Consider the following 19663-nt stretch of genomic DNA (forward strand, 5'->3'; position numbering starts at 1 on the left):
GGTGGTGTTTCAGGCACTGAAGAGTCCGGCCATTGCCTTCAAGCGCTTCTTGTACACCCGCCGCGCCTCCAACGCCTGCTCCAGGCTGACCGCGACAAACCCCGCCCGCTGGTTCGGCTGCATCTGCCCGATCAAGTCCAGGTCCGCACTGATCACCGTGCCGATCATCGCGTAGCCACCGCCCGACACCGCGTCCCGATGCAGCACAATCGGCTCCAGCCCGGCCGGCACCTGGATCGAGCCGATCGGGTAGCAACTGTCGACGATGTTCGACGGATCGGACCCCGCACCAAACGGCTGCTCCCGTGGCTGAAAGCTCAATGCACTGCCGCCCTTGAAGCGATAGCCGATACGGTCCGCCTCGGAACCCACCGTCCACGGCTCGGCAAAAAAACTGCTTTTGGCCGCCGCCGTCAGGCGTTCGTAATACAGGCCGGGCACCACGCGCAAGGTCACATCGCCGCCAACTGAACGGCGCAAGGCCATCGGTAAACTGTTGCCCGCCCGCCCCTGCCCAGTGGGCTCGCCAATAGGCAGCTCATCCCCCGCCTGCAAGCGCCGCCCGTGAAAACCGCCGAGTGCGCCGAGGGTGTAGGTCGAGCGACTGCCGAGCACCAACGGCACGTCGATGCCGCCGGCGACCGCCAGATAAGCGCGCGCACCAGCCTTGGGAAATTCAAAGCGCAACACCTGCCCGGCGCGCACGTGGAACGCGGTGTCCTGGTGGACCACTTCACCGTCCAGGTGCGGCAACATCAAGGCGCCGCTGAGTGCGACCAAGGCGTCCGCTTGAAATTCCAACTCGGGGCCGATCAGCGTGCATTCGAGGCCGGCCGCGCCCGGCGGGTTGCCCACCAAATGGTTGGCCGCGCTCAGCGCGTACTGGTCCAACGCGCCCGATGGCGGAATGCCCAAGTGGTAGTAGCCTTCGCGGCCAAGATCCTGCACGGAGGTGGCGAGGCCGGGTTTGAGCACCTTGATCATGCCAGCGCCTCCTGCAGGGTTTTCGGGTAGCCGATGGGGTCGGCGAGAAACGCATCCAGGGAAAATTCCAGCGGGCGGATGCGCAGGTCGAAACGTCCTGCGTCGACCTCGGCGACGGCCAGGTCGTAGGCCACACGGTCAATCGGTTTGAACTGCACAATGTCGCCCGGCCGGAAGAACACCATGTGGTCCTTGAGGTAGGCCAACTGCTGCGCCGGGTCGTAGATCGGGGCCGGGGTGACGCCGAACATCTGGTAGCCACCGGCGCCGCGCACCGAGTAGATACAACCAAAGCAGCCGCCATGGCCGAGGGTCAGTTTCGGCGTGTCGGTGCGCGGGCGCAGGTACTTGGGCACCTGCAACTGCCGTTCGCGCTCGACCATCTGGAACATGAACGGCAAGCCCGCGACAAAGCCGACCATCGACACAAACCACGGTGCGCCACTGTGGGCCGCGATGAAGGCGTCGACATCGGCCAGGCCGTTGATCCGCGCTGCGTATTCCAGGTCGGTGCCGCTGGGGTCTTGATGGCGGTCGCGAAAGCGCATCAAGGTTTCGTGGGTCCAGGGGTCGTTGTAGAGCACCGGGATTTCGATGATGCGCGTGTGCAAGGTGCGTTCGGCCACGGCCTGGGCTTCGGCGCTTTGCACCGCGTCGAGCAGCACATGGGGCGCAATGCGGTCCGGGTCGAAGCGGATCTGGAAGGAGGCATTGGCCAGGCACACATCCAGCACACCGTCCAACGCCAGGCGTTCCACGGCGCGGGTCACCGCCATGCCTTTGAAAAAGGCCTGCAGGGACATGCTGTCGCTGACCTCGGCGAACAGGTGTTCATCGGCGCCGAAGCTGTAGCGGATGGGGGACGTTTCAGCCATGTCTGTTCCTCTTGGAATCGTTATAGAAAGGCAGGCAAAAAAGTGTCGGTTCGATCTTATTTGGGTGTTCTGACCACAATGCCCGCTTGGTCCAGGGCTTCACGGGTCGCTTCGACCAATTCCAGGGCGCCGGGGGTGTCGCTGTGCAGGCAGATGGAATCGAATTCGATAAACAGGTCTTCGCCTTCTACGGTGCGTACAAGACCCGTCTGACAAGCCCGTAGGACCCGCGCCGCGACGGTGGCAGGGTCCAGCGCGCGCACTGTGCGGGTGAACACGATGGAGCCGCTCAGGTCGTACTCGCGGTCGGCGTAAAACTCGCGCACCACCGGCTGCCCCAGTTCCTTGGCAATGCGCCAGATCACCGAGTTGGGCATGCAGTACAGCAACAGCGTCGGCTCGATGACTTGCAGGTTTTGCACCAACAGCCGCGCGGCGTCTTCATCGCGGGCCAGGTGCATGTAGAGCGCGCCGTGGGGCTTGATGTGTTGCAGGGGCACGCCCTGGGCGCGGGCGATTTCGCGCAGGGCGCCGAGCTGGTAGAGCATGTCGTCCACCAGTTCCTGGGCCGGCGCGTGAATATGGCGGCGACCGAAGCCCACCAGGTCGCGAAAGCCCGGATGAGCGCCGATGGCGACCCCCAGTTGCTTGGCGCGTGCGACGGTGCGGCGCATGGTGCCGGGGTCGCCGGCGTGGAAGCCGGTGGCGATATTGGCCGAGCTGATATAGGCCATCAGCTCCGAATCGACGCCATCGCCGATGGTCCAGGGGCCGAATCCTTCGCCCATGTCTGAATTGAAATCCACTGCCCGCATGAAAAGGCGCTCCGCCAAAGGTGATGCTGAAAAGTAGGCTGCGGCTTGACCCCTTGGGAAGATCTATTATCAGATGACCTATCTTCTGAAAAACAGATATCGCCATGTCGCTGACCTTGCGCCAAATCCGCTACTTCGTCGCCACCGCCGAGATCGGCCAGATTTCCCAGGCAGCGATTCACCTGAACATCTCCCAGTCGGCCGTGACCACGGCGATCAAAGAACTGGAGGCGATGCTCGGCGTGCAGTTGTTCGTGCGCACCGCGCACGGCATGAACCTGACCGACGCCGGGCGGCACTTTCTCAACCGCGCCTATGTGATCGTGCGCAGTGTCGACGACGCGCTGAACAGCCCGCTGCCTGACTACCGCGCCAGCGGCGTGCTGCGGGTCGCCGCCAGCTACACGGTGCTCGGTTACTTCCTGCCGCACCACCTGCAGCGCATGGAACACTGGCACCCGGACGTGACCATCGAGGTGTTCGAGCAGGAGCGCCAGGCCATCGAACACGGCCTGCTCGACGGCCAGTTCGACATGGCCGTGGTGCTCACCGCCAACCTCACTCACCCGGACATCGTCTCGGAAATTCTCTTCAACTCCGAACGCCGCCTGTGGCTGCCCAGCCATCACCCGCTGTGTGAACGCGGCGCCGTCAGCCTGGCGGATGTGGCCCGCGAGCCCTACATCCTGCTGACCGTCGATGAGGCCGAACACAGTGCCATGCGCTACTGGGAACAGGCCGGGCAAACGCCCCAGGTGCGGCTGCGCACCAGTTCGGTGGAAGCGGTGCGCAGCATGGTCGCCAATGGCAGCGGCGTGGCGATCCTGTCGGACCTGGTGCATCGGCCCTGGTCCCTGGAAGGCAAGCGCATCGAAACCCTGACCGTGACCGACCCGGTGACGCCCATGAGCGTCGGCCTGGCCTGGCACCGCGAGCGCGCATTCACCCCGGCGATGCAGGCGTTCCGGGACTACTTCCACGACGCCTTCCTGGCCCCGCAGCAGTTGTCGGCACGGCGTTAGAGCTGGGCTTGCAGCGTCGCGGCCAACCAGTCCATGAACACCCGCACCCGCAGCGGTAAATGGCGCTGCCCGGCGTAGAGCAGGGACACGTCCAACGGCGGCGCCGGGTAATCCGGCAGGACCGCCACCAGTTCGCCACTAGCCAATTGATCGCCAATGCCCAGGGCCGGCACCTGGATGATCCCGAAGCCGCCCAGGCAGGCGGACTTGTAGGCATCGGTGCTGTTGACCGTGACCCGCCCGGCCATGGGCAGGCGCTGCACCTTGTTGCCCTGCAGGTATTCGAACCCCGCCGAGCGCGAACCCAGCGGGCGCACGTAATGCACCAAGTGGTGGTCGGCCAGGTCTGCCAGGGTCTGCGGCACGCCATAGCGCTGCAGGTAGCCGGCGCTCACGCAGTTGATCATCGGCATGCTGCACAACAACCGCGCGACCACCGACTGGTCTGGCTGCGCACCGACGCGCAGCACGCAATCGAACCCCTCGGCCAGCAGGTCGACCTGACGGTCGGTGGTGCTGATTTCCAGCTCGATCAACGGGTGCGCGTCCATGAAGTGCGGCAGGCGCGGCAGGATCAAATCCCGCGCCATCATGGTCGGCAGGTCCACCCGAATGCGCCCGGTCAATTGTGTTTCGTCCTGACGAAACAAGCCTTCCAGTTCCTCCATATGCGCGAGCAAGTCCTTGCTACGCTCATACAGCACGCGACCGTCCTGGGTCGCCTGCACCTTGCGCGTGGTGCGCTGCAACAGGCGTGCGCCGAGCAGTTCTTCCAGCGCCTGCACATGCTCGGACACGGTGGAACGCGGCAGGCCCAGGCTCTCGCCGGCGCGGGTAAAACTCGACAATTCGGTGACGCGCACGAAGGTGCGCAGCAACTCCAGTTTGTTCATGGGATTGTTCGCCTTATCCGGCCAGTGATTTCGCTTTACCGCTGTTTATCACGTTACAGGCGGACAAATACACTCATTCCCTCGATCACCTCAGAGGACTGCACCATGACCCGTAAAATCGCACTGATCACCGGCGCCAGCCGCGGCCTGGGTAGAAGCGCCGCGTTGCGTCTGGCCGCCCAAGGCGTGGATATCATCGGCACTTACCACAGCCAGGCGGATGAGGCCCAGGCGGTGGTCGCGCAGATCGAACAATGGGGCGGCCGCGCCGCCATGCTGAAACTGGATGTGAGCCAGAGCGCGAGCTTCGACGCGTTCGTCGAGGAAGTGGCCGGCGTGCTCAAGCGTGTTTTCGCACGGGATGACTTCGACTTTCTGATCAACAACGCCGGCATCGGCATCCACGCCAGCTTTGCCGAAACCAGCGAAGCGCAGTTCGACCAACTGGTCGCGATTCAATTCAAAGGCCCGTTTTTCCTGACCCAGAAACTGCTGCCGCTGATCCGTGACGGTGGCCGCATCCTCAATATTTCCAGCGGCCTCGCCCGTTTCAGCCTGCCCGGCTATGCCGCGTATGCGGCGATGAAAGGCGCCATGGAAGTGCTGACCCGCTACCAGGCCAAAGAGCTCGGCGCGCGCGGTATCAGCGTGAATATCCTCGCGCCGGGCGCCATCGAAACCGACTTCGGCGGCGGTGCCGTGCGCGACAACGCCAACCTCAACGCGATGGTCGCCAATAACACCGCCCTGGGCCGCGCCGGGTTACCGGATGATATCGGCGGGGCCATTGCCAGCCTGCTGGCGGACGGTAGCCACTGGATCACCGGCCAGCGGATCGAGGCGTCGGGCGGCATGTTTCTGTAAGAGCTTTTCGCGCATCACGTCGTAGCCCCAGTGGTACACGTAGGTGTACGGCAGAAAAAACAGCAACACGCCGATATCGAGGATAAACGCCTGCAGCAGGCTGATGTTCAGCCACGCGGCAATCAACGGCACGCACACCAGGACCAGCCCGCCTTCAAACAGTAAGGCGTGCAGCACCCGGGTCCAGCCGTTGTTGGCCAGTTGCAGGCGTGCCTTGAGGCGGTCGAACAGGCCGTTGAAAATCACGTTCCAGGTCAGCGCCATCAGGCTGATCGCCAGGGTGACCATGCCCATTTCCAGGGCGGGCTTGTCCATGATCCACGCCAGCAACGGCGTGCAGATCAACAACGCCAGGGCCTCGAAACCGATGGCCTGGCACACGCGTTCAGTAATCGACTTGGTAGGGTTCATGACCCGGCTCCGTGAGTGACTGTGGTTGCCATCATTGCGCCTTGTATCGATACTTCATAATCAATAACCATCGATCAAGGCGATAGTCATGGCCTCCCATGAAGTGCTCCAGGCCTTTGTTCAGGCCGCGACCCAAGGCTCGTTTTCGGCGGCGGCGCGCAAGTTGGGCAAGAGCCAATCCACCGTCAGCGCGGCGGTGGCGAGCCTGGAGATTGACCTCGATGTGCTGCTGTTCGACCGCAGCAGCCGCAAGCCAACGCTGACCGCCGCCGGCCATGTGCTGCTGCAACGCGCCGAGCAGGTGCTGGAGGCGAGCAGTCGGCTGGAATTGGCGGCGAGCCAGCTATCCCAGGGGTTGGAGCCGAAGCTGAGTATCGCCATGTCCGATACTTACCAGTCCGACCGATTCGAGATCGCCCTCAGTGCCTTTGAACAGCGCTACCCGGACCTGGAACTGGAATGTTTGATCGCCGAATGCGATGACTTGATCGCCCTGGTGCAAAGCGGCCGGGCGCAGATCGCGTTTATCGAGAAGCAGGAAACCTATCCGCCGGACCTGACCTGTTCACCGGTTGAAGAACGCACGGAAATCGCGCTGTTCGTCTCGCCCAAACACCCGTTGGCGCAGCAGGACAACATCAGCGTCCAGGCCTTGCAACAGCACCGGGAACTGCGCCTGGCGAGCATCATCAACCCCAACGAAACCCGGGCAGCCGGACGGGTGTGGTCGGCGCCTAGTTATCTGATGCTGATGGAGATGGCGCAGTTGGGGTTTGGCTGGGCGCCGATTCCGCGCTGGCTGGTGGAGCGTTTTGGCGGTGGCCAGTTGGTCGAACTCAAGGCGCGCAGTTGGCCGCGCTCGGTGGCGGTGGATGCGCTGTGGTCGCGGCAGCATCCGCCGGGGCCGGCGGGAAGTTGGTTGTTGGGCAAGATGCTCGACTGAGCCCGTCCAGGCCATGCCGATCAAACGGTGGGAGGGCTGTGGATAATTGCGGCGCGTCGGTGCCAGCAGGTGCCATTCGCGGATCACCACTCCCGCACGTTCCGCCGCCAGTGACTGCGGCAAACAACCCACTGAAAACCCATTTCGCACGGTGCAAACCCGATAGACTGCGCCCTTCTTTGCAGCCGTTCGGACACTCCGATGCAAACCCGCCTTGTCGCCTACGAGGCGCTGAATGCTGTGCAAACGCAGCAAGTCGGCGCCATCGAAGTTCACCCTGAGCAGTTGCCGTTTTGCGGCGACATGTATTGCGCACTCAACACCCTGCTGGTCAACCCAAGCCCCGGCATCAAGGGCTTCGTGCTGCTGGCCGACGATATTCCCGTGGCCTTCCTTCTGCTCAAGCGCCCGCCGTGCCTACCCCATTGGGCCGATGCACACAGCGCCACGCTGCACGCGTTACAGGTGGACCGAACCCAGCAGGGCCGGGGATTTGGCAAAGCCTGCTTGCAGGCGCTACCCGAGGCCGCGCTTCAGGCCTGGCCGCAGATCAAGGCGCTGGAGTTGTCGGTGGACACCCACAACGTCGCAGCGATGGGCTTGTACCTCGGGCTTGGCTGGGTGGATCGCGGGGAGGCGTATAAGGCGCGGGTTGGGTATGAGCGCAGGTTGAGTTGGGGGTTTGGTCGGGATGGTCTTGACACACCTTAAATGTAACGTATACATAACCTATCAAATCTAAAGTAATGAATACGCTACATGGACATTTCAGTTATCACCCAACGACTCGGCAAACAAATCCGCTCCATGCGCCTCAATCGTGGCTATAAACAGGTGGACCTGGCAAAGCTGTCGGGAATTACCCGGCAAAAACTGATTGAAATCGAAAAAGGCAGCCTCTCGGTTTCCATCAATGCCTATGCCCGTGTGATTGCGGCGTTGGGCAGCGAGATCAAATTAGTGCCCGTGACCATGCCGACCTTGGAGGAACTGGAGGACTTGTTCAATGAATAGCCCCACTCTGCGCGTTCATACCCCTCAAGGCGAGAGTGGAAGCGTGCGGGTAAGCGCCGACGACTATCTGTTCCGATACAGCGACAAAGCAAAGGCACAAAGCGCAATAAGCCTCTCGATGCCCGTTCGCGTGGATGAGTATCGTCGTAGAGACTTGCACCCCATCTTCCAGATGAATCTGCCGGAAGGTTACGTGCTTGAGCAGTTGCGCAATCGTCTCGCCAAGACGGTGAAAGTCGACCCAATGTTGCTGCTTGCGTTGTCAGGTAGCAGCGCACCCATTGGCCGGGTTTTCGTCTGCTCGGATCAAGTGAGCGAGTTGATCCAACGTAACAGCCCTCCTTCGAGTGGCGAGAACCTCGACGAGATTCTCGCCTGGGACGGCACGGAAGATCTGTTCGCTGACCTGGTGGATCGCTACATCTTGCGAGCAGGCATTTCTGGCGTACAACCCAAAGTACTGGTGCCCGAAAAACGTCAAACGCCCGAGCAGAGAGTCACCTCGAAAACCAATGACCTGATTATCAAGAGCGGGCGCGACGAGTTTCCGGGGTTGGCCATCAATGAGTACCTGTGCATGTCCATCGCCAGGGATGCAGGCATACCCACACCACCGTTTTACCTGTCGCAGAACCAGAAACTCTTCATCATGCGACGCTTTGATCGGGACGAGCAGCTCAACCCACTGGGCTTCGAAGATATGACCACGCTGATGGGCCTGTCTGCCGAGCAAAAATACACCAAGAGCTACGGCGCTATGGCCAAGGCTGTGCGTGTCTTCTGTTCACCTGCCCATCAACGCAGCTCGCTCGACCAATTATTCGACAGCGTGGCGCTCAGTTGCATAGTGGGCAACGGTGATGCGCATCTGAAGAATTTCGGCGTGCTCTACAACGACCCGGTCAACGCCGATACACGGCTAGCACCGGCTTACGACATTGTGAATACCACGGCGTACATTCCCGACGACACGCTCGCATTGGACATGGTCGGCAACAAGTCCTTTTTCGCTTCACGTCTGGGCATCCTCGAGTTTGCAAGAACCTGCGAAGTCGAAAAGCCTGAAGAACGTATTCAAGCACTGCTGCAAACCCTTGAGATCGTGCTTAAGCGTGAAGACGATTACTGCCGATTAGCACCTGATGTTGCGAAAGCCATACGGCAATCCTCTCAGGGCTACCAACTGAGTTTTGGCGGTTGAACACAACCTTCGTCATTCGCGATTGCAGCCCCTCGCAGGAGCGAGCGACGCCAGGTTCTTGCTCGCGCCTAAAGTGGGAGCCCCTATTCAGGCGCTACCGGCAACCAGACCTCTACAGTGCCGAGGCCTTTACTTACATCAAAATCCGCGCTGTACCGCTCAAAATCCGGGCCGGCGATTGTGTAGCCGGAGTGCGGCAACCATTCGAACATGATCCGCTCGTAGGTCTGCGGTAACGCCTGTACCGGGCCGTAGTGCGGGAATACGGCGTAGCGATGCGCCGGGATTTCGATGGACTTAAAATTACTCGGCGCATCGCCCTTGGCCGGTACTTCAACCCCGGCGAGGTAGTCGAACTCATCGTGTTTCGGGTTATGGCAAACCCCGTAGGTAAAACCGCCTACACGCTTTTTGATGTATTTGACGCTCTCGTCAAACACCCCCCACAACTTGGGAATATCCCCCACGGTGGCCTTTGAATAGCGCCCCTGCACCCCAGCGATCACCAGGGCCTTGCCCTCTTCCATGCGCGGCTCTAACGGTTGTTGTGTCTGCTGATCCATCTGAACAGTCTCCTTCTTATGAGGGAACAAACCCGTATCGAGTATAGGGGTATATCCAGACTGCACTCCATGTAGAATTTTTTCCTACGTATCTGGACAACTGGCCATCATCGACCGTATTGTCTGCCCGCAGGCCACCGCAGTGGCCGACGTCGCTCGGACGGTTCCGGGCGCTTACGTACTCTCGAGGCAACAATGGCCGACCAAGGTTCGCCGCGCCGCTTTGCGCGCATAGATCGACTCCCCCCCTACGTTTTCAATATCACTGCCGAGCTGAAGATGGCTGCGCGTCGGCGCGGCGAAGACATCATCGACTTGAGCATGGGTAACCCTGACGGCCCGACTCCACCGCACATCGTGGAGAAAATGGTCACCGTCGCCCAGCGTGAAGACACCCACGGTTACTCCACCTCCAAGGGCATTCCGCGCCTGCGCCGGGCGATTTCGCGCTGGTACAAAGACCGTTATGAAGTGGATATCGACCCCGAGTCGGAAGCCATCGTCACCATCGGTTCCAAGGAAGGCCTGGCGCACTTGATGCTGGCCACCCTGGACCAGGGCGACACCGTGCTGGTGCCCAACCCGAGCTACCCGATTCATATCTACGGTGCCGTGATTGCCGGCGCCCAGGTGCGTTCGGTGCCGTTGATTCCGGGCGTGGACTTTTTCGCCGAGCTGGAACGGGCGATTCGCGGTTCGATCCCCAAGCCGAAGATGATGATCCTGGGGTTCCCGTCCAACCCGACCGCGCAGTGCGTGGAGCTGGATTTCTTCGAGCGGGTGATCGCCCTGGCCAAGCAGTACGACGTGCTGGTGGTGCATGACCTGGCCTACGCCGACATCGTCTACGACGGCTGGAAAGCCCCGTCGATCATGCAGGTGCCGGGCGCCAAGGACATTGCGGTGGAGTTCTTTACCCTGTCCAAAAGCTACAACATGGCCGGCTGGCGCATTGGTTTCATGGTGGGCAATGCGGAACTGGTCAACGCCCTGGCGCGGATCAAGAGTTACCACGACTACGGCACCTTCACCCCGCTGCAAGTGGCGGCGATTGCCGCACTGGAAGGCGACCAACAGTGCGTGAAAGACATCGCCGAGCAGTACCGCCAGCGCCGCAATGTGCTGGTCAAGGGCCTGCATGAACTGGGCTGGATGGTGGAGAATCCCAAGGCGTCGATGTACGTCTGGGCGAAGATTCCCGAGGCGTATGCCGCCATGGGTTCGCTGGAATTTGCCAAGAAGCTGCTGCTCGAAGCCAAGGTCTGCGTATCGCCAGGGGTTGGCTTTGGTGAATATGGCGACGATCACGTGCGCTTTGCGCTGATCGAGAACCAGGACCGGATTCGCCAGGCGGTGCGCGGGATTCGCGGGATGTTCCGGGCGGATGGGCTCTTACCAAAAACCGGCGTCTAACTCGGTCAAACATGTGGGAGGGGCTTGCCCCCTCCCACATTTGCATTGGGTTTACACCCTTGCCTTATGGTGTGTCTGTCACACCACCAACGACAGCAACATGATGAAAATCAGCGCCACCACCGACAGAATGGTCTCCATCGCCGTCCAGGTCTTGAACGTCTCGGCCACAGTCATGTTGAAGTACTGCTTCACCAGCCAGAACCCCGCATCGTTGACGTGAGACAGGATCAACGAACCCGCCCCCGTCGCCAACACCAGTAGCTCGCGGTTAACCCCCGGAATCATCCCCACCACCGGCACCACGATGCCTGCGCCAGTGATGGTCGCGACCGTCGCCGAACCGGTGGCAATACGAATCACCGCCGCCACCAGCCACGCCAGCAGGATCGGGTTGATCTGCGCGTTCACCGCCATATGGCCGATCACGTCGCCCACGCCGCTGGTCACCAGCATCTGTTTGAAACCACCACCGGCACCAATGATCAGGATGATCGCGGCAGTCGGCGCCAGGCTGGCGTCGAGCAGCTTGAGGATTTGCTTGGAGTGGATGCCCTGGCGATGGCCAAAGGTGTACAGCGACAGCAACAACGCGAGCAGCAGGGCGCTGATCGGGTGACCGATCATGTCCATCCAGTTGCGCACCACATGACCGTCGGCCAAGGCGATGTCGGCGAAGGTTTTGAGCAGCATCAGGAACACCGGCAGCAGCACGGTGATCAGGGTGATGCTGAAGCTCGGCAGCGTCTTGTGCTCCGACTCGCGGGCCAGTTGGTCGACCAGTTCCTGGGACGGATTGCCCGGGATGTACTTGGCGATGAACGTGCCGAAGATCGGGCCGGCGATGATGGCGGTCGGCAGCGCGACGATCAGGCCGTACAGAATGGTCTTGCCGATGTCCGCGCCAAACACGCCGATGGCCAGCAGCGGCCCCGGGTGTGGTGGCACCAGGCCGTGGACCGCCGACAGGCCGGCGAGCAACGGGATGCCGATCTTGATCAGCGACACGCCAGTGCGGCGCGCGACGATAAACACCAGCGGGATCAGCAACACAAAGCCGATCTCGAAGAACAGCGGGATGCCTACCAGGAACGCGGCGAACATCATTGCCCACTGGACCTTTTCCTTGCCGAAGGCGCGGATCAGGGTCTGGGCGATCTGATCGGCACCGCCGGATTCGGCCATCATCTTGCCGAGCATCGTACCCAGCGCGAGGATGATGCCGACAAAGCCGAGCACCCCGCCGAAGCCGTCCTGGAAGGCCTTGATGATCTTGTCCACCGGCATGCCCGAGGTCAGGCCGAGGAAGCCTGCGGCGATGATCAACGCGATAAACGGGTGAACCTTGAACTTGGTGATCAAAAAGATCAGACCAATGATAGTGACCACTGCATCAAGCAGCAGGTAGGACTCGTGGGACATGCCAAACATGGGGGGTCTCTCCTGTTTGTTGTTGTTATTAAAGCCAGTGTTGAATTTGTCGCCAGGGATAGCGCTATCTTATCCGGCAAAAAATTAACGAGTAGGTTCAAAACCGTGTTTGAGCCACCAGGCATGGGTTTGCTCGGCCAACGCCTTGACGCTGTCTTCGCTGGCATTGAGGGCCAGGGTCAGCGGCTCGCCGACGGGCGATTCAAGGGTGGCGAACTGGCTGTCGATCAGGCTGGCCGGCATGAAATGGCCAGGGCGATGGGACACACGGTCGGCGGCGACTTCGCGGCTCAGCTCCAGAAATACAAAGCCCAGGCCCGGCGCAGCTTCGCGCAGGTGGTCGCGGTATTTCTTTTTCAGCGCGGAACAGGTGAGCACCGGGTGTTCACCGGCCTTGAGCGAACGGCGCAACTCATCGCACAGGATGTCGAGCCAGCCGGCGCGGTCGTTGTCGTCGAGGGGGTGGCCGGCGCTCATCTTTTCGATGTTCGCGGCGGGGTGAAAGCTGTCGCCTTCAATGGGCGTGGCACCGTTCAGGCGGCAGAGGGCCTCGCTGACGCTGGTCTTGCCACAGCCGGCAACACCCATGATGACCAGGGCAGTAACAGGTTGACTCATGAAACACCTCAGGACGCAGATAGCGCTACCTTTGCACGCTGTAAGGCTAGTGCAAAAACAGGCTTTTCCCGCGCCGTCTTGTCTTTTTTTATGGAGTGACGCGTGCATCCGCTCCAAGCGTTTGAACCGGATCAGGCAACCCAGCACTCAAGCATTTGCAGCCGTTTGGAGACAGCGCTACCTTAGTGCCTCGATTTTTGTTTGGCAAGCCGCCTGATGACCTCCAAGAACGATAAAAATACGCGCACCACGGGTCGTCCGACCCTCAATGAAGTCGCCCGCCTGGCCGGCGTCAGCCCGATTACCGCCTCCCGCGCCTTGCGTGGCATCAGCACAGTGGCCACCGAACTGGTGGAAAAAGTGCAACGGGCCGCCGCCGAGCTGAACTACGTGGTCAACCCCGCCGCCCGCGCCCTGGCCTCGGCCCAGAGCCATTCGGTGGTGGTGCTGGTGCCGTCGCTGTCCAACCTGCTGTTTATCGAAACCCTCGAAGCCATCCATCAGGTGCTGCGGCCCAAGGGCTTTGAAGTACTGATCGGCAACTCCCACTATTCGCGCGACGAAGAAGAGACCCTGCTGCGCAACTACATGGCCTATCAGCCACGGGGTTTGCTGCTGACCGGGTTCGATCGGACCGAAAGCGCGCGACGAATGGTCGAGGCCAGTAATGTGCCGTGCGTGTACATGATGGATCTGGACCCCAACGCGGGCGTGAACTGTGTGGGCTTTTCGCAGTTGGCGGCGGGTGAGACAGCGGCAGCGCATTTGATCTCGCGGGGGCGCAAGCGCCTGGCGTATATCGGCGCGCAACTGGACCAACGCACCTTGCTGCGCGGCGAAGGCTTCCGGCGTGCGCTGCAACAGGCCGGCCTGTACGACCCGGCGTTGGAACTGTTGACGCCACGCCCCTCCTCCGTGGGCCTGGGCGGCGAACTGTTCCTGCAGTTGCTGGCGGCGCATCCGGATGTGGATGCGATCTTCTTCGGCAACGACGACCTGGCCCAAGGTGCGCTGCTCGAAGCCCTGCGTCATGGCATCAACGTACCGGGGCGCGTGGCCGTGCTGGGCTTCAACGACCTGCCAGCGTCCTCGTTCATGGTGCCGCGCCTGAGTAGCATCAGCACGCCACGCGAGGCCATTGGTCGGCGCGCGGCGGAGCATTTGCTGACGATCATGGCGGGTAACAAGATCGCCAAGCCGGTGGTGGATATGGGATTTGAGTTGCAGGTGCGGGAAAGTACGTAGGACGCTTGTAGGACGCGACTGGCATTGCGCAAAGCGCCTTGCCTGCTCCCACCGTTTGACCGTGCGCGCTTAACATCCTCGCCGTCATCCCCCTCCCCTGCTAGATTGACTGTTCTCCACTGCCAGGGAAGCACCATGGGACACTCACTGAAAATCTTGGGGCGCGCCTCTTCCATCAACGTGCGCAAAGTGCTCTGGACCTGCCAGGAACTGGGCATCGACTACGTGCGCGAAGACTGGGGCATCGGCTTCAAGCCGACCCAATCCGCCGAATTCCTTGCCCTGAACCCCAACGCCCAAGTGCCGGTGCTGATCGACGACCACGGCGTGTTGTGGGAATCCAACACCATTTGTCGTTACCTCGTCAGCCTCTACCAACGCCACGACCTGCTGCCTCTCGACCCCGCACCCCGCGCCCGGGTCGAACAGTGGATGGACTGGCAAGCCACCGAGCTCAACCCTTCCTGGGGCTATGCCTTCCAGGCCCTGGTGCGCAACAGCCCCGACCATCAGGACCCGCAACGCATCAAAGCCGGCGTACAAGCCTGGAACGACAAGATGGGCCTGCTGGAACAACAGTTGGCAAAGACCGGCGCCTACGTGGCCGGCGACGAATTCACCCTGGCCGATATCCTCATCGGCCTCTCGGTTCATCGCTGGCAGATGACCCCCATGGAACGCCCGCTCTACCCGGCGGTTGCGGCGTATTACCAGCACCTCGGCCAGCATGCCGGCTTTAAGACCTTCGCCCTCGACGGTCACGACTAAGCCCAAGGACTCAACGTACTGCGCCGCACCGGGGCCTGAGACAGCAAAACGCTCGCTTCGTACCGCCCATCGGATACTGCGGCCTACCTGTCAACATTGACAGTAGACGCTACCCGTTACCGACGTTTGACTGACAGCGAAGTGATTGGGCGCTCCCAATTCCTATAACCTCTCAGAGGCATCCGCTCATGGATAACGATCGGTCACGGGCCCTGAAATCGCAGCCTGCAGATGGCTTGGTAACAGCGAACATCAACGATCCCATTGGAAACTTCACATCCGAAGACATCCAATTTCACGAGTTTCCTGAAGCTATTTTTATCGACGCCAAGAGTAATCAAGGCCAGCGGCTGATGAGCTTTCAATTGGCTAACGATATCCAGCCTGGCACATATGATGTTGCCCAAGAAAAAGGCAAGGTTCAGGTCTATTACTACCATGCGCTTGGACCGACCCCATGGACTTACCAGCCCAGCAGCGGGGAATTGCACCTCACGGTGATCGATCCAGAACATCGGCACGTCACTGCGACATTCTCGTTCACCTCTCTACGGGTGCCCGAGGGGGAAGAACCGCTGGAGGTCACCCAAGGCGAGTTGAATCTTACGGGCGCTTAAACCCATCATCGACTGAACCCTCGTGCGATTAGTCAGCGAATGTCCAGGAGTGCCATACGCCACCGGGCGTTGGAAAACATCGCCCATTGACGGCAACGCTTGGCCGTCGACGGGACAATCCTTGCCGCGATGGCCACGTCAGCTCCAGTAAAACCAGGGGGTTGGCACCCGGCATGCTATTTGCTCCAGCTGAGGCACCGAACATTTACACAGGTGACCGATCATGCTGGTTAACAACAACACTCAGGCCTTGTCGACCGTCCAACAGCTCAAGCGCCCCGACATGGACCCCGCCAACGCCGCCGCCAGCACGCTGTACAGCGGCGCCTTGCAAACGGCGCAGCAAAGCGTGACCGTACCGGTTGTGCCGAAAGATCTGGACAAAGCCGCCAGCCGCATCGACGAAGCCTTCGCCAAGACCCGTGTGCAGTTGCAGACCTCAAAGGCGACCACCACGGATGTGCCCGCCGCCGACTCTACCACCAGTTCCGCCCGCGCAGACTTCACCGATTACATGAGCAAAACCCCGGCCGAACGCATTCGCGAACAGTTGCTCAAGGAGCAGGGGTTGACCGAGGCAGAAGTGCAGGCAATGCCGCAGGAAAAACAGGATGCAATCGCCAAGCAAGTGGCTGATCGCGTGAAGCAGCAGCAAGAGCAACAGGTAGCGGCGAAGACGACAGAACCGCAGGCGCAGGCGGTGAAAGAGACCCTGGCCGCGATCTAAGCGATACGGACTTGACGCGAGTTGGCTATCGACAGCTCAGAGCAGGTATGTCCTGCTCTGTGCGGTGAGGCGGGAACAGCTTACAAAGCGTAGGTTTTTAACTCAGTGACCGAACAGCCCTGTCTCGGATTTTTTGGTTTTCTTGTCCGCGCGTTTTTCATCGGCGGTCTTTGCCGGTTTCTTCTTCGCGGCTTTCTTTGAATCCATACCTTTGGCCATGATGCATGCTCCACTTACAGGGGATGTAACATTGGGTATACCACCTATTGCCACACATTAGGCGCTTATAATCCCCGGACCTTGATAACGCCTGCCTGAACACCATGCCCGAATTGCACATCGAACCGCTGGCAGAGCCCCTGTGGCCGCTGCTGAACAAGTTTTACCGCCACCACGATTCGCCGATGAAGGCACTCAAGGGCGGATGTCTGTGGGTGGCGCGGGACCGCGAGATCGTTGCCGGTTTATGCCTGACGCCGGTGGTGGGCGGGCAATGGCTGACCGGGGTGTTTGTCGACCCGGCCTATCGTGGTCAGGGGCTGGCGGCGCGCTTGATTCGTCGAGCGGTGGCCGATGGGGTGGGTACGGTCTGGCTGATGTGTCATCCGGACCTGGAAGGTTGGTATCAACGCATGGGTTTCACCCAGGATACCGTGCTGCCCCAGTCCCTCAGCGAACGGTTGGTGCGCTACAAGCGCAACAAGCCGATGACCGCGATGGGCTTGGAACGAGCCGTATAACCTCCCCTGGTTGGCGTTGTGTTGTGTCGGGAGGCTAGTCGTCGGCCGTCGGGTCCATGTCGGGGAACATCACCTCGATGAACCCGAACTTGCTGAAATCGGTAATCCGCGACGGGTACAAGCGGCCGATCAGGTGATCGCACTCATGCTGCACCACCCGCGCATGGAAACCATCGGCAATGCGGATGATCGGTTCGCCCTTGGGGTCGAAGCCTTCGTAGCGGATCTGCTGGTAACGGTCCACCGCGCCGCGCAGGCCGGGCACGGACAGGCAGCCTTCGTAACCCTCTTCCATGAGCGGACTGAGCGGTGTGATCAGCGGGTTGATCAGGATCGTCTGTGCCACAGCCGGGGCATCCGGGTAGCGTTCGCTGCTCTCGAAACCAAATATCACCAGTTGCAGGTCAACGCCGATCTGCGGTGCGGCCAGGCCGACACCGCCGACGTGTTCCATGGTCTGGAACATGTCATCGATCAGTTGCCACAGCTCAGGGCTGTCGAACATTTCCGGCGGGACCGGCGGGGCGATACGCAGCAGGCGCTCGTCGCCCATTTTCAGGATTTCACGGATCATCGATCAGACTTCGTCGGGAGTGGGCTTGGAATGGTCCCGGCCAAGGCCGGAGACGTGCTTTTTTTCACCTGCGTGGGTGTTTTCATCGAAGGTCTTTTCCCCTGGATCCTTGCCTTCGGCCGACATGTGCTCGATCACGGCATTCATCTCCGCCCCCAGCAACAGCACGGCGGCGGAAATATAGAAGTACAGGAGCAAAACAATGATCGCGCCGATGCTGCCATACATGGCGTTGTAGTCGGCGAAGGTTTTGACGTAGTAGCCAAAGCCCAGGGACGCAACGATCCACACCACCACCGCCAGCACCGAGCCTGGAGTGATGAAGCGGAATTTCTGCTGCACGTCAGGCATCACGTAATACATGAGGGCCACGGCGAACATCAGCAGGATCACAATCAGCGGCCAACGCAGGATGGTCCACAGCGTGACCACGAATTCCTGCATGCCGATCTGCCCTGCCAGCCATTCCATGACCTGCGGGCCGAGCACCATCAGCGCGGCGGCGGCGAGCAACATGCCGGCGATGCCGACGGTGTAGAAAACCGACAGTGGGAAACGCTTCCAGATCGGTCGCCCTTCGACCACGTCGTAGGCGGCGTTCATCGCGCTCATCATCAGGCGCACACCGGCCGACGCGGTCCACAGGGCAATCACGATACCCACCGAGAGCAGGCCGCCCTTGGACTGCTGCAACTGGTCGATCACCGGGTTGACCTGCTCCAGGGCCTGGGGCGGCAACACCAGCTCCGACTGCAGGCGCAGCCAGGTGAAGAAGTCCGGTAAATGCAGGAAACCGATCAACGCAATGAGGAACAGCAGGAACGGAAACAAGGAAAACAGCATCTGGTAGGCCAGCGCCGAGGCGTAGGTGGACATCTCGTCGTTGACGAACTCCGTGACCGTGCGCACCAGCACTTTGTGCAGCTTGAGACCATCGAGTACCGGAAAAATCATAGCGTCTCCTTTCGCCGCAAAAAGATCAGGTTCATGGGCGACTCAGGGGCCGTTTTCTACATCAAGGTAGCCTATTTGGCGACCTTGAAACAATTTCGAAAGATTAACCGCATCAGGTGACACAAAAACGGCCATCCGTGGATGGCCGTCGGGCTGGATGAACTCAGCCAGCGATCGAGGATCACTTGATCGCTTTCTTCACCACATCCTTGGCATCGCCTACGGCTTTCTGCACTTCGCCTTTCTTTTCCTGGACCACACCTTCAGCGCGCAACTTGTCGTTGCCGGTCACTTTGCCAATACCTTGCTTGATGTTGCCGACAGCTTCGTTCGCGACGCCTTTTACCTTATCCGATGTACTGCTCATGGTATTTCTCCTGGAACAATCGAGGGGTTTTGGTCATTACGTAGAGATTGACCCGAGGCTGTTCGGCAGAGTTTCAATTATTTTGTGCGCGCATTTCATCGCCGGCAGCAGGTTTGGCTTTATGTTTTGCGGCCAACCCACGAGAATGCGCGGCACATTCAGGCTACAACGCTGAATAACAGATCCCGTAGGAAGGTTATGAAACTCAATAAAGCACAGGCCATCGCCCGCAGAAACCAGGAACTGGGCGGTGCCGTACTCGGCGTCAACAACTGCCACTTCACCGACCTGGACCGCAAACGCAACATCTGGTGGTTCGACCTGCCGGTGGCACGGATCGCGGTGGGCCAGTACGAGTGGATTCACTTGTTGCTGCACAACGCCGAGACTGACCAGTTGCTGCACCTGAAGGTGCCGACGGTGTTCCTGCGTGAAAAGCTCGAAGGCCTGGTAGTGCGCAATGCCGGCAAGCGCAAGCCGGAAATCACGCTGGAACTGAGCGCAGACAAGGACTCGTTCCTCAAGGATGTGCGCCCAGCCGGTGCGGGCGTGAGCTTCGCGCAGCTTGCCCTCTAAGCACTGTATTTCAAATGTGGGAGGGGGCTTGCCCCCGATAGCGGTGGA

24 protein-coding genes are annotated in these 19663 nt (G+C 60.6%); 13 read left to right on the plus strand and 11 right to left on the minus strand.

The window, feature by feature from the left end:
• Window positions 1-9: 9 nt before the first annotated feature.
• The 3 genes from U5A08_RS22995 to U5A08_RS23005 are packed head-to-tail and all read right to left on the minus strand — an operon-like array spanning window position 10 to window position 2674.
• Window positions 10-984 carry a 5-oxoprolinase subunit C family protein gene (locus U5A08_RS22995; RefSeq protein ID WP_321848755.1) on the minus strand — a complete coding sequence of 325 codons (975 nt, stop codon included), beginning with the start codon at window positions 982-984 and terminating at the stop codon, window positions 10-12.
• A complete protein-coding gene (locus U5A08_RS23000) occupies window positions 981-1859 on the minus strand; it encodes a 5-oxoprolinase subunit B family protein (protein WP_321848757.1) in 879 nt (292 codons plus the stop codon). Before U5A08_RS23000 ends, U5A08_RS22995 begins: the two co-directional genes overlap by 4 nt.
• Before the next feature lie 56 nt (window positions 1860-1915).
• Window positions 1916-2674, minus strand: coding sequence for a 5-oxoprolinase subunit PxpA (locus tag U5A08_RS23005; protein WP_253398330.1), 759 nt, complete (start codon window positions 2672-2674; stop codon window positions 1916-1918).
• A gap of 104 nt (window positions 2675-2778) precedes the next feature.
• On the opposite strand from U5A08_RS23005, the gene U5A08_RS23010 reads away from it, so the two are divergent.
• The gene (locus U5A08_RS23010) at window positions 2779-3696 is read left to right on the plus strand and encodes a LysR family transcriptional regulator (protein WP_321848759.1); all 918 of its coding nucleotides are present in this window, start codon (window positions 2779-2781) and stop codon (window positions 3694-3696) included.
• Here the strand turns inward: U5A08_RS23010 and U5A08_RS23015 are convergent.
• Entirely contained in the window at window positions 3693-4589 is an 897-nt protein-coding gene (locus U5A08_RS23015; RefSeq protein ID WP_321848761.1) for a LysR family transcriptional regulator, read from the minus strand. The two genes, U5A08_RS23010 and U5A08_RS23015, sit on opposite strands and share 4 nt — an antisense overlap.
• 105 nt (window positions 4590-4694) lie before the next feature.
• Between U5A08_RS23015 and U5A08_RS23020 the strand changes: the two genes are divergently transcribed.
• Complete coding sequence (locus U5A08_RS23020) at window positions 4695-5453, plus strand: SDR family NAD(P)-dependent oxidoreductase (protein WP_321848763.1); 759 nt, start codon at window positions 4695-4697, stop codon at window positions 5451-5453.
• Here U5A08_RS23020 and U5A08_RS23025 read toward each other — a convergent pair.
• On the minus strand, window positions 5352-5864 hold the full coding sequence (locus tag U5A08_RS23025) for a multidrug/biocide efflux PACE transporter (protein ID WP_253398338.1): 513 nt from the start codon (window positions 5862-5864) through the stop codon (window positions 5352-5354). The two genes, U5A08_RS23020 and U5A08_RS23025, sit on opposite strands and share 102 nt — an antisense overlap.
• A gap of 88 nt (window positions 5865-5952) precedes the next feature.
• Here U5A08_RS23025 and U5A08_RS23030 point away from each other — a divergent pair, with 88 nt between their 5' ends.
• The 4 genes from U5A08_RS23030 to U5A08_RS23045 all read left to right on the plus strand — a co-directional run bounded on the left by U5A08_RS23030 (window position 5953) and on the right by U5A08_RS23045 (window position 9022).
• Window positions 5953-6807 (plus strand): LysR family transcriptional regulator, encoded by an 855-nt coding sequence (locus U5A08_RS23030; protein WP_253398340.1) that lies wholly within the window; start codon window positions 5953-5955, stop codon window positions 6805-6807.
• A 201-nt stretch (window positions 6808-7008) separates the two neighbouring features.
• Entirely contained in the window at window positions 7009-7518 is a 510-nt protein-coding gene (locus tag U5A08_RS23035; protein WP_321848765.1) for a GNAT family N-acetyltransferase, read from the plus strand.
• A gap of 48 nt (window positions 7519-7566) precedes the next feature.
• Window positions 7567-7821, plus strand: coding sequence for a helix-turn-helix domain-containing protein (locus U5A08_RS23040; protein WP_253398345.1), 255 nt, complete (start codon window positions 7567-7569; stop codon window positions 7819-7821).
• On the plus strand, window positions 7814-9022 hold the full coding sequence (locus U5A08_RS23045; protein ID WP_253398347.1) for a type II toxin-antitoxin system HipA family toxin: 1209 nt from the start codon (window positions 7814-7816) through the stop codon (window positions 9020-9022). Before U5A08_RS23040 ends, U5A08_RS23045 begins: the two co-directional genes overlap by 8 nt.
• Before the next feature lie 83 nt (window positions 9023-9105).
• Here U5A08_RS23045 and U5A08_RS23050 read toward each other — a convergent pair whose 3' ends face one another.
• Complete coding sequence (locus U5A08_RS23050) at window positions 9106-9585, minus strand: GyrI-like domain-containing protein (protein WP_253398348.1); 480 nt, start codon at window positions 9583-9585, stop codon at window positions 9106-9108.
• Window positions 9586-9780: 195 nt separating this feature from the next.
• Between U5A08_RS23050 and alaC the strand changes: the two genes are divergently transcribed.
• A complete protein-coding gene (gene alaC, locus U5A08_RS23055; protein ID WP_253398350.1) occupies window positions 9781-10998 on the plus strand; it encodes an alanine transaminase in 1218 nt (405 codons plus the stop codon).
• Window positions 10999-11076: 78 nt separating this feature from the next.
• Here alaC and U5A08_RS23060 read toward each other — a convergent pair whose 3' ends face one another.
• Window positions 11077-12429 (minus strand): GntP family permease, encoded by a 1353-nt coding sequence (locus U5A08_RS23060; protein WP_253398352.1) that lies wholly within the window; start codon window positions 12427-12429, stop codon window positions 11077-11079.
• An 84-nt stretch (window positions 12430-12513) separates the two neighbouring features.
• The gene (locus U5A08_RS23065; RefSeq protein ID WP_276194544.1) at window positions 12514-13047 is read right to left on the minus strand and encodes a gluconokinase; all 534 of its coding nucleotides are present in this window, start codon (window positions 13045-13047) and stop codon (window positions 12514-12516) included.
• 213 nt (window positions 13048-13260) lie between these two features.
• On the opposite strand from U5A08_RS23065, the gene gntR reads away from it, so the two are divergent.
• The 5 genes from gntR to U5A08_RS23090 all read left to right on the plus strand — a co-directional run bounded on the left by gntR (window position 13261) and on the right by U5A08_RS23090 (window position 17144).
• Complete coding sequence (gene gntR, locus U5A08_RS23070) at window positions 13261-14292, plus strand: HTH-type transcriptional regulator GntR (protein ID WP_321852272.1); 1032 nt, start codon at window positions 13261-13263, stop codon at window positions 14290-14292.
• Window positions 14293-14427: 135 nt separating this feature from the next.
• On the plus strand, window positions 14428-15060 hold the full coding sequence (locus U5A08_RS23075) for a glutathione S-transferase family protein (RefSeq protein WP_321848771.1): 633 nt from the start codon (window positions 14428-14430) through the stop codon (window positions 15058-15060).
• 188 nt (window positions 15061-15248) lie between these two features.
• Entirely contained in the window at window positions 15249-15677 is a 429-nt protein-coding gene (locus U5A08_RS23080) for a hypothetical protein (RefSeq protein WP_321848772.1), read from the plus strand.
• Window positions 15678-15900: 223 nt separating this feature from the next.
• The gene (locus U5A08_RS23085; protein WP_321848773.1) at window positions 15901-16404 is read left to right on the plus strand and encodes a hypothetical protein; all 504 of its coding nucleotides are present in this window, start codon (window positions 15901-15903) and stop codon (window positions 16402-16404) included.
• Window positions 16405-16727: 323 nt separating this feature from the next.
• Window positions 16728-17144 carry a GNAT family N-acetyltransferase gene (locus U5A08_RS23090; protein ID WP_321848775.1) on the plus strand — a complete coding sequence of 139 codons (417 nt, stop codon included), beginning with the start codon at window positions 16728-16730 and terminating at the stop codon, window positions 17142-17144.
• Between the two features lie 34 nt (window positions 17145-17178).
• Here U5A08_RS23090 and def read toward each other — a convergent pair whose 3' ends face one another.
• From def to U5A08_RS23105, 3 genes are all read right to left on the minus strand, one after another.
• On the minus strand, window positions 17179-17718 hold the full coding sequence (gene def / locus U5A08_RS23095) for a peptide deformylase (protein WP_253398364.1): 540 nt from the start codon (window positions 17716-17718) through the stop codon (window positions 17179-17181).
• Window positions 17719-17721: 3 nt separating this feature from the next.
• Entirely contained in the window at window positions 17722-18672 is a 951-nt protein-coding gene (locus tag U5A08_RS23100; protein WP_253398366.1) for a YihY/virulence factor BrkB family protein, read from the minus strand.
• A 181-nt stretch (window positions 18673-18853) separates the two neighbouring features.
• Window positions 18854-19039 carry a CsbD family protein gene (locus tag U5A08_RS23105; protein WP_321848777.1) on the minus strand — a complete coding sequence of 62 codons (186 nt, stop codon included), beginning with the start codon at window positions 19037-19039 and terminating at the stop codon, window positions 18854-18856.
• Window positions 19040-19237: 198 nt separating this feature from the next.
• On the opposite strand from U5A08_RS23105, the gene U5A08_RS23110 reads away from it, so the two are divergent.
• Entirely contained in the window at window positions 19238-19615 is a 378-nt protein-coding gene (locus tag U5A08_RS23110; RefSeq protein WP_247398473.1) for a hypothetical protein, read from the plus strand.
• Window positions 19616-19663 lie beyond the last annotated feature (48 nt).

It is taken from the genome of Pseudomonas paraveronii (assembly GCF_963681955.1).
GTDB lineage: Bacteria > Pseudomonadota > Gammaproteobacteria > Pseudomonadales > Pseudomonadaceae > Aquipseudomonas > Aquipseudomonas paraveronii.

Bases quoted from the DNA above. Each gene is read 5' to 3' on its own strand.
- U5A08_RS22995 (WP_321848755.1), bottom strand. From the start codon at position 984: ATGATCAAGGTGCTCAAACCCGGCCTCGCCACCTCCGTGCAGGATCTT.
- U5A08_RS23000 (WP_321848757.1), bottom strand. From the start codon at position 1,859: ATGGCTGAAACGTCCCCCATCCGCTACAGCTTCGGCGCCGATGAACAC.
- U5A08_RS23005 (WP_253398330.1), bottom strand. From the start codon at position 2,674: ATGCGGGCAGTGGATTTCAATTCAGACATGGGCGAAGGATTCGGCCCC.
- U5A08_RS23010 (WP_321848759.1), top strand. From the start codon at position 2,779: ATGTCGCTGACCTTGCGCCAAATCCGCTACTTCGTCGCCACCGCCGAG.
- U5A08_RS23015 (WP_321848761.1), bottom strand. From the start codon at position 4,589: ATGAACAAACTGGAGTTGCTGCGCACCTTCGTGCGCGTCACCGAATTG.
- U5A08_RS23020 (WP_321848763.1), top strand. From the start codon at position 4,695: ATGACCCGTAAAATCGCACTGATCACCGGCGCCAGCCGCGGCCTGGGT.
- U5A08_RS23025 (WP_253398338.1), bottom strand. From the start codon at position 5,864: ATGAACCCTACCAAGTCGATTACTGAACGCGTGTGCCAGGCCATCGGT.
- U5A08_RS23030 (WP_253398340.1), top strand. From the start codon at position 5,953: ATGGCCTCCCATGAAGTGCTCCAGGCCTTTGTTCAGGCCGCGACCCAA.
- U5A08_RS23035 (WP_321848765.1), top strand. From the start codon at position 7,009: ATGCAAACCCGCCTTGTCGCCTACGAGGCGCTGAATGCTGTGCAAACG.
- U5A08_RS23040 (WP_253398345.1), top strand. From the start codon at position 7,567: ATGGACATTTCAGTTATCACCCAACGACTCGGCAAACAAATCCGCTCC.
- U5A08_RS23045 (WP_253398347.1), top strand. From the start codon at position 7,814: ATGAATAGCCCCACTCTGCGCGTTCATACCCCTCAAGGCGAGAGTGGA.
- U5A08_RS23050 (WP_253398348.1), bottom strand. From the start codon at position 9,585: ATGGATCAGCAGACACAACAACCGTTAGAGCCGCGCATGGAAGAGGGC.
- alaC (WP_253398350.1), top strand. From the start codon at position 9,781: ATGGCCGACCAAGGTTCGCCGCGCCGCTTTGCGCGCATAGATCGACTC.
- U5A08_RS23060 (WP_253398352.1), bottom strand. From the start codon at position 12,429: ATGTTTGGCATGTCCCACGAGTCCTACCTGCTGCTTGATGCAGTGGTC.
- U5A08_RS23065 (WP_276194544.1), bottom strand. From the start codon at position 13,047: ATGAGTCAACCTGTTACTGCCCTGGTCATCATGGGTGTTGCCGGCTGT.
- U5A08_RS23075 (WP_321848771.1), top strand. From the start codon at position 14,428: ATGGGACACTCACTGAAAATCTTGGGGCGCGCCTCTTCCATCAACGTG.
- U5A08_RS23080 (WP_321848772.1), top strand. From the start codon at position 15,249: ATGGATAACGATCGGTCACGGGCCCTGAAATCGCAGCCTGCAGATGGC.
- U5A08_RS23085 (WP_321848773.1), top strand. From the start codon at position 15,901: ATGCTGGTTAACAACAACACTCAGGCCTTGTCGACCGTCCAACAGCTC.
- U5A08_RS23090 (WP_321848775.1), top strand. From the start codon at position 16,728: ATGCCCGAATTGCACATCGAACCGCTGGCAGAGCCCCTGTGGCCGCTG.
- def (WP_253398364.1), bottom strand. From the start codon at position 17,718: ATGATCCGTGAAATCCTGAAAATGGGCGACGAGCGCCTGCTGCGTATC.
- U5A08_RS23100 (WP_253398366.1), bottom strand. From the start codon at position 18,672: ATGATTTTTCCGGTACTCGATGGTCTCAAGCTGCACAAAGTGCTGGTG.
- U5A08_RS23105 (WP_321848777.1), bottom strand. From the start codon at position 19,039: ATGAGCAGTACATCGGATAAGGTAAAAGGCGTCGCGAACGAAGCTGTC.
- U5A08_RS23110 (WP_247398473.1), top strand. From the start codon at position 19,238: ATGAAACTCAATAAAGCACAGGCCATCGCCCGCAGAAACCAGGAACTG.